General features: G+C 42.8%; 4 protein-coding genes. 3 read left to right on the forward strand and 1 reads right to left on the reverse strand.

The window, feature by feature from the left end:
• The first annotated feature begins 116 nt into the window (after window positions 1-116).
• The 3 genes from D0T87_RS21520 to D0T87_RS21530 are packed head-to-tail and all read left to right on the forward strand — an operon-like array spanning window position 117 to window position 6,763.
• Window positions 117-3,218 carry a TonB-dependent receptor gene (locus tag D0T87_RS21520; protein ID WP_163177978.1) on the forward strand — a complete coding sequence of 1,034 codons (3,102 nt, stop codon included), beginning with the start codon at window positions 117-119 and terminating at the stop codon, window positions 3,216-3,218.
• Window positions 3,219-3,242: 24 nt separating this feature from the next.
• Window positions 3,243-5,084 carry a RagB/SusD family nutrient uptake outer membrane protein gene (locus D0T87_RS21525; protein WP_163177980.1) on the forward strand — a complete coding sequence of 614 codons (1,842 nt, stop codon included), beginning with the start codon at window positions 3,243-3,245 and terminating at the stop codon, window positions 5,082-5,084.
• A 14-nt stretch (window positions 5,085-5,098) separates the two neighbouring features.
• On the forward strand, window positions 5,099-6,763 hold the full coding sequence (locus tag D0T87_RS21530; protein ID WP_163177982.1) for a BT_3987 domain-containing protein: 1,665 nt from the start codon (window positions 5,099-5,101) through the stop codon (window positions 6,761-6,763).
• A 126-nt stretch (window positions 6,764-6,889) separates the two neighbouring features.
• On the opposite strand, the gene D0T87_RS21535 is transcribed toward D0T87_RS21530, so the two are convergent.
• Window positions 6,890-7,912: a glycoside hydrolase family 43 protein gene (locus tag D0T87_RS21535; protein ID WP_163177984.1), complete on the reverse strand. Its 1,023-nt coding sequence runs from the start codon at window positions 7,910-7,912 to the stop codon at window positions 6,890-6,892.
• Between the last annotated feature and the right edge of the window lie 436 nt (window positions 7,913-8,348).

Raw genomic sequence — 8,348 nt, forward strand, 5'->3', positions numbered from 1 at the left:
ATTTTATTCTAAAGAAGTATGAAAAGCATTTGTGGAAAACCTAGGGGGTCGCCCCCGCATCAAGAAGAAAAAGCAAATCCAATTAATCAAATTTCAGTAACATTAAATCATGTATTATGAATGAACCTACAAAGTTAAACTCTTTATGGCAACGACTGATAAGTAGTCTTATCATTCTCTGTTTTATTGCAGTTCCATTTGTAACTGCCCGGGCTTCGGAGGTAGTAACAGAAATCACCCAAGCTTCTACCCGGAAAGTGACAGGTAGAGTTGTCGACAAGACAACAAAAGAAACCCTTATTGGTGCTACTGTATGGGTGAAAGACACTAGTATAGGAAGTACAACGGATATGGATGGTAATTTTTCTGTTTCCGTACCCGCCAACCGTACTATAACATTAGTAATCAGCTACATTGGTTATGCAGCTATAGAAACGGAAGTCTCTTCGACCCGGAATAATATAATTGTTGAGATGTCACCGGACACCGAAGTTTTGGATGAAGTTCAAATTGTAGGATACGGCACACAACGCAAAGAAAGTGTAATCGGTTCTATCAGTACAATCGAAGTTGGTAAACTGAAAGTCCCCAACTCCTCCATTTCAACCAACCTGGCCGGACAACTGGGAGGTATCGTATCTATCCAGCGAAGCGGTCAGCCGGGTAGCTCGGCCGAATTCTGGATTCGCGGTATTTCTACATTTGGTGCAAATAAAACACCTCTCATCCTTGTAGATGGTGTAGAACGCACATTAGATTTGCTAGATCCGGAAGAAATTGAAAGTTTCTCTTTATTAAAAGACGCAACAGCTACTGCTCTTTATGGGGTTCGCGGAGCGAATGGGGTGGTGCTCATTAAAACAAAGCGTGGTTCAGAAGGTAAACCGAAAGTGTCTGTTAAGATGGAAGCCGGTGTTGTTCAACCTACCAAAGTTCCCGAACTGGCAGATGCAACAGATTGGGCTACCTTATATAACGAAATGAAGGGCTATAAGTATTATAGTGATGAAGCTATTCAGAAATACCGGGATGGCTCAGATCCTGACCTGTATCCGAATGTAAACTGGCTGGATGAGATCTTTAAATCAAACACAACGAACCAACGTGTAACCGCCAATGTATCTGGTGGGGGTGATATTGCCCGATATTTCGTTTCAGGAGCATTCTATCACGAAGATGGAATTTTTAAAGGAGGTAGTAGCAAATACAATGGTAATCCAAACTTTAAACGCTATAACTTCCGTTCAAATCTGGATATTAACCTGCATCCCAATACCGTACTTTCACTTACTCTGGGAGGATTCCTTACAGAAAAGAGAGAAGCAGCTAATCAAAGCGATATCTGGAAATTTGCTTTCGTATTGAATCCCAATGCTTTCCCTATCCGCTATTCCAATGGATACTGGGGTATGGTAAAGGGCGTACAGAATCCATACTACCAGGTTACTAATGCAGGCTATAGTAATAACTGGAAGAGCACATTGAACTCAATGGTGGGATTGGATCAGGATTTCTCTTTCATCACACCCGGGTTGAAAGCCAGTTTGAAATTTGCTTTTGATACAGATGCATATCATACCAATAAATACACCCAGCAGGCTGATATGTGGTTAGCGGCCGGACGCGATGACGACGGAAATCTTATATTTAACTCTCCGGAAGTAACACAGTCGGGACCCAATTTCAGCACTACCTCAGGAGGTAGCAATGCCACTTACCTGGAAGCCTCAATTAACTATAGCCGTTTGTTCGGCGATCACCGTGTAGGAGGATTATTGTTGTACAACCAACGGGTTAAAAACGAGACATGGAAAGATATCACATCTATCAAATCTCTACCCTATAAGAACCAGGGATTGGCAGGACGTATCACTTACGACTATGCAAGCCGTTACTTCATCGAAGGAAACTTTGGATACAACGGTTCTGAAAACTTTGCTTCGGGACACCGGGTAGGTTTCTTCCCATCGGCGGCAGTAGGCTGGTATGTATCCAACGAAAAATTCTTTGAACCTTTGACTGATGTTATCTCCAAACTTAAGTTTAAAGCATCTATTGGACAGGTAGGTAACGACCAGATTGGTGGCGATGTACGTTTCATCTATCTGGGTACGGTAGCCAATACCGGAAACTATATTTATGGAAATTACACCAGTACCAATGGTGAGCGTGTGGACGAAATTCCGAACCTTAATGTAGGATGGGAAGTATCGACCAAGCAGAACTATGGTTTCGAACTGGGATTGTTCAACAAACTGGAAATTCAGGGTGATATTTACCACGATGTTCGCGACCATATCTTTGTGCGCAACAATAATATTCCCGGATACGTGGGATTGCAGAAAGTTCCTATGGTGAATGTCGGTAAAATGAAAAGCTGGGGATTCGATTCTTCTTTTGAATACAATGACAAGTTTGGCGATGTATATGTGATGGCACGCGGTACTTTTACCTATGCAGCCAATAAAGTCCTGCGTGATGGTGACGAACAGAATAAATATGCCTATATGGACAAGATAGGCCGGAATTATTATCAGTACTATGGCTTCCAGTCACTTGGGCTGTTCGATTCTCAGGAAGAAATAGACCGTAGTCCGGTGCAGTTCAGCGAAGCTGTTCACAGTACGTTGCGTCCGGGAGATATCAAATACCAAGATATAAACGGAGACGGTAAGATAGACGATTTTGATAAAATTCCAATCGGCCGCTCGGACATTCCCGAAATCACTTACGGATTTGGAGGTTCATTAGGCTGGAAAGGTTTTGATCTCTCTTTCTTTTTTCAGGGAACTGCACGGGTAACTGTTCAGGAAGAAGGTTGGGCCATGATTCCTTTCTCATCGGGATTTGCCAACAACGACGGCTTCCTTAAAGATGTAGTGAAAAATCATTGGTCGGTTGATAATCCGAACCCGCATGCACGCTATCCGCGTCTGAATAATGTGGCCTGGGACGACAATAACAATGCAAAACGTTCTACTTTCTGGACCCGCGACGCTTCTTTCATACGTCTGAAGAATGTCGAATTGGGTTATACCTTCCCCAAACGCTGGGTAGATAATATGAGACTTCAGAACCTGCGTGTGTATGTATCAGGAGTTAACCTTCTGACCTGGGCGGCTGATATGAGACTGTACGACCCCGAACTGGGTACTACTGACGGGCGAAAATATCCACCTTCAAGGATATTTAATCTGGGACTTAACATTAACTTCTAACATTTAGAACAGAAAAACATGAATATGAAAACAATACATTTGAAACGCATATTATGGGTAACACTATCTGCCATAATAATGTCATCGTGCGATTCGTTCCTTGATACAACACCGGAAGATTTGCGTTCCCCGGATCAGATATTCTCCACCTATGCTTCAACTGAAAAGGCGATGTTCGGGGTATATTCCTACATCCGGACATACAATGAGCCTACAATGCCTAGTATGCATTCCACAAGTGATGTTGATATGGCCTATACCAGCGTGGTAACATTCGACATGGGTGCATGGACAGCATCTTCTGCTCCGCACGATAAATGGTATGCCTATTACAAGGCTATACGCGAAGCCACCTATTTTCTTCACAATCTGGACAAATGCCCTGAAAGCGAAGTCGATTCAAATACAAGAGAACAGTGGAGAGCAGAGGTTCGTTGCGTACGCGCCTACTATTATGCGCAACTTATGCGGATGTATGGACCTGTTATCCTGTTAAAAGACGAACTGGTTGATTTCACTTCACTGGATCTGCATCGTGCCCGCAATACATGGGATGAATGTGTAGAATGGGTAACCACCGAGTTCAAGGAATTATCCGAGAATCCTTATCTGCCGCTTATACAAGAAGGCAATAGCTATGCACGCATGAGCAAAGCTATTGCTTTGGCCTACCGTTCTCGTATCTTGCTGCAATCTGCAAGCGACCAGTTCAATGGTAATCCAATGTATGCTGAGGTGAAAAACCCGGACGGAACTCCTTTGTTCCCGGCTCAGAAAGACCTTAATAAATGGAAACTTGCACGTCAGGCAGCCCAGGATGTAATTAATCTGGGATGTTACGATCTGATTAAAGTGTTGGACACTAATGGACACATTGACCCGTACTCCTCTTACAAATCCGTATTTGTCACCTCGCAGAATAAAGAAATGATTTTTTCATTTCTGGAAACAGATGGTTATTTCGATAAACGTATGGTTCCAAATAGCGTTGGAGGATATGCAGGTGGATATGCGCCAACACAGGAAATGGTTGATTCCTATGCCATGAATTCCGGACGCTATCCAATCCGGGGTTATCTGGATGAGAGTCGCAATAAACCCGATATCGATTACTCAACCGGATATGCTGAAGATGGATTTGCCAGCTTTACCCATCCTCTCGAAAAGGTACAGCGCAACACGTTCAAAATGTACATTGACCGTGAGCCTCGCTTCTATGTATCGGTATTCTATGGCGGACTTACCTGGTTTATTCCTAATAAGACTTCGGAAAGAATTTTTATGGAAATGTTTAAGAACGGCAATAATGGTCCCGATGCATCACATAACCATTGTACCACCGGATACAATACGATGAAGCTTCTGTCGCCTGAATATGAAGGCAATCCGGCCAAAGCTGTTAAACGTGAAATCCCCTATATGCGTTATGCCGAAATACTGATGAACTATGTAGAAGCAGGCATCGAAACAGGCGAACTGAACGATCCTAATATATTTATGTATTGGAATATGATTCGCGAACGCTCAGGATTACCCAATATAGAAGAAACATATCCGGAAGCTGTCAACGACCAGAAGCAATTAAGAGATCTGGTTCGCCGCGAACGTCGTATCGAATTTGCTTTCGAGGGGATGAACTTTTATGATTGCCGCCGTTGGCTGACTGGCGAACGCACAGAGGGTAACAACATTCATGGAATGAATATCCAGGCTGTAGGCAAAATAAATACAAACTCATATCCGGTAGAGTTCTATCAACGTACTGTAGTGGAAAAGAGAATTTTCACGCCGAGTTTTTATCTTTTCCCGATTCCGCAAAGCGCTATCAATAAGAATGATTTGTTGGTACAGAATTATAAATGGTAAAAATGCAAATGACAATGAAAAAATACATAAGTTTTATATTTCTAGTCCTGCTACTCGTTTCTTCATGTACGGATAGCAAGTATGATGGAATGATTGACGATACCGCCTATATTGCAAACAGCGATTTGCAGCAAAAAACGATTACCTTAATGAAGGTGGAAGACTACGTATATGAAGTATGGATTCATAAAGGCGGATTCTTCCAGGATAAGTTCGAGGGAACCATAGCAACAGACAACGAGTATCTGATTGCTTATAATGCTTCCAAGGAAACGGATTACACCATGCTGGATGAAAAGTATTATTCCTTCGAAAAGAATTTTGTAATTACAAAAGGGGCGAATGAAACATCTGTTCCGCTAACGCTTAAAACAAGCAGTGTACTGGAAAATCTAGGCTACGGTACTTATTATATCCCGTTGGCAATCGGCAGTCCTTCACAGAACATCTTTGACGAAAAATCCAATCTGTTGCTGGCCTTAACCTTGAAGCAGCCGATCTTGTCAATCGATGGAGATAATAAGGGAGAAGTATTCATAGACTTTGCCGATGATCCGACAGAAACTCACGAACTGGATATGAATTCGGTACTGGATATAGAAACAACAGAAAACCTGGAAATAATCTATTCTATTGATCCGACTATGGTTCTGGAGGGAGAAAATATTCTTGATCCTCAATACTACACCATTGCAAAGAATGTTACCATGCCCGAAGGCGAGCAGGTTGCCGCAAACAAGCTGGTTATTAAGCTTGCGCAAATGCCAAGAGGCCGGTGGATAATTCCAATACGCTTATCCACCCCTAATGATAAAGTCGAAATAGCCAACGATGCATACCTGAAACTCACTGCTGTGAAAGGTACGTTGGACGACATACAATGGGGAGGTGATTATCTACAGGTAAACGAGATCGTTGTTTCGTCCGATGCGCTGGTAGAAAAGCTCATTGCAACAGCCCAAGGCGTAGAGGCCAATATATCTGTTGATGCAGACTGGATTGATGCTTATGGAAAAGATGGAAATGTTTACATAACCATTCCTCAAGCCAACACCATTGGCAATCTGGAACGTGTGGCTACTGTTACTATTCTCGATAAGGGTACACAGCTTGAAAAATCCATTATGGTAAGACAAGGCATGCCCGGCTATGGTATCGGTCTAAATAAGAGCTTATGGAGCATTGCCGATTTTAGTAGTAACACAGCTAATAAACAGGCTCATTTCACCAGACTGTTTGATAATTTCTGGCCAGCCAACAAGGCACAATCTACCAATTCGTACATTGAACTGACAGATCGCGCCAGTAATCCTTCCGATCCATATATTCTTACCTTCGACTTAGGCGAAGAACACATCGGATACAACTCCTTCGGTATCATGCCGAGGTTGCAGTGGACAGAACCTTCTGCGAAAAGAGTGAAGATTGAAGTGAGCGATGATTTGACAAACTGGACTGTTTTGGGCCCCAATGCCGCTACAACCGGAACGTGGGATGCGTTTACACGCGAAGAGCTGAATGGAGGAACCACAAGCTACGATGATAAATATTACGGCATCGTTCACTGGTTCGATCTTGGCGACCAGAACAAGCGTTACATTCGCCTGCATAGTTACGAAAGTTATCGTACGACGGGTCAGAATATCTGTATGGACGAGGTCTTTGTTAATAAGCGATAGCTGACAAAAGCTAATTAGCTAAATACCCTAAAAATAGTCGGGCAACGAGTAATAATTCTTTTTGCCCGACTATTTTTTTACTTATTTTTCTGTAAACTGTCATTCTTGGATATAGACTTTTCTGTTTTATAACATGACGGCATACCTATCTCCAACCACCAATTTATCGCCTGTTATATCTACCTTAAACAAATGGGGCACACGGTGATAGCGTCCGTCTTTCATTTCCTTGTGGCTATGCACAGACATCAACATCTCGCCATCCAGGGTGCGGAAAAGCATACCGTGACCGAAATTCGGAGGAGTGATAGGTTCCGGTTCATGTATCCAGGGCCCATCAAGGGTTCCGCTTTCAGAGTAGGCTACACCTTGCGTATAAACATCATATATCCAGCTTGTCCAGATCATGCCCAACCGACCGGTTCCGGTTTCGAAAAGATAAGGACCATCGGTCACACGGTTCGGCACGTCGTTGCCATCGGCATCTTTCTCACGACTCCAGGGCGAATCGCTGGCGCGGAAAAGGAGTTTACCCTCACCGATTGAGCCGCTTAAATCAGATTTCAATTCTATCTTTTCCATTGTACCATCAATGGCTTGCAACCACTCGTAGCAATACACCATGTAGGGTTTGCCATCTTTATCAATCCAGAAGGTACCATCGAGCGTAGGTTTATTTGCCGGCAGATAGATTTCGTCTTTCATAGGCACATAAGGTCCACCGGGCTTATCGCTGACTAAGATATGCGATGCCCGGCGCTCGATTTCATTGCCGGCTACGGTATCTATCTTCACATCGCGGTTGGTGAACGTGCCGAAATAATAATATTTGCCTTGATAAGAATGGAGTTCGGCAGCCCAGATCATCGGTCGCGGACCCATCCAGGAATTCGAATCGGTTTGGGCAACAACGTAAGGTCCACTCCAGAGTTTAAGGTCTTTACTTTTCCAAAGTTTCCCACCGGTTCCGGTCATGTAATACATGGAGGTAACCTCATCGGCTAAAATACATGGGTCGCTCAACACGATAGAGTCTAAAGGAACATTCGTACGGATCGTTTCCGCTTCGGTTTTAGCGCTACTACACGCAATTATCGCAATTGAAGCCAAAGAGAAAGAGAAGAATAGAATCAGGTTTGTCTTATTCATAATGATTATATTTAGAGAGAATAAAAGTAGAGATTTACCGGCAGATCGAAGTCTAATTTTCAGTCAAATAGGGGGTCTTATCATTCAATTTCATTACGGCACGTTACCATAAAAGAAAGGGAGGAGACTCCTCTCCTCCTCTTAATTGCAATCTGATTGCACGATTACAATGTGCTAGATCGTATGACTCGTGGGCACTCTTACCCTTTCAACACTATCAGATTGCACTTAAATGCAAAATAGGTTTCGCTGAACCTCTATTTTTTATAAAGAAATTCAAACTCGATGATGCAATGTACAAATATTATTTCATATTTACACTATTTAATATGTTAAATCACTAGTGGGCACTAAAAAATAAAAATCGTTCTTTGAAATGTTTTGTATATCGTGGTTTCAGAAGATTTTCGTTGCGTGACGATTTGAATTGACTTCT

This window comes from Bacteroides sp. 51, from assembly GCF_010500965.1.
Lineage (GTDB): Bacteria > Bacteroidota > Bacteroidia > Bacteroidales > Bacteroidaceae > Bacteroides.

Coding starts and splice junctions, on each gene's coding strand:
- D0T87_RS21520 (WP_163177978.1), top strand. CDS start 117: ATGAATGAACCTACAAAGTTAAACTCTTTATGGCAACGACTGATAAGT.
- D0T87_RS21525 (WP_163177980.1), top strand. CDS start 3,243: ATGAAAACAATACATTTGAAACGCATATTATGGGTAACACTATCTGCC.
- D0T87_RS21530 (WP_163177982.1), top strand. CDS start 5,099: ATGAAAAAATACATAAGTTTTATATTTCTAGTCCTGCTACTCGTTTCT.
- D0T87_RS21535 (WP_163177984.1), bottom strand. CDS start 7,912: ATGAATAAGACAAACCTGATTCTATTCTTCTCTTTCTCTTTGGCTTCA.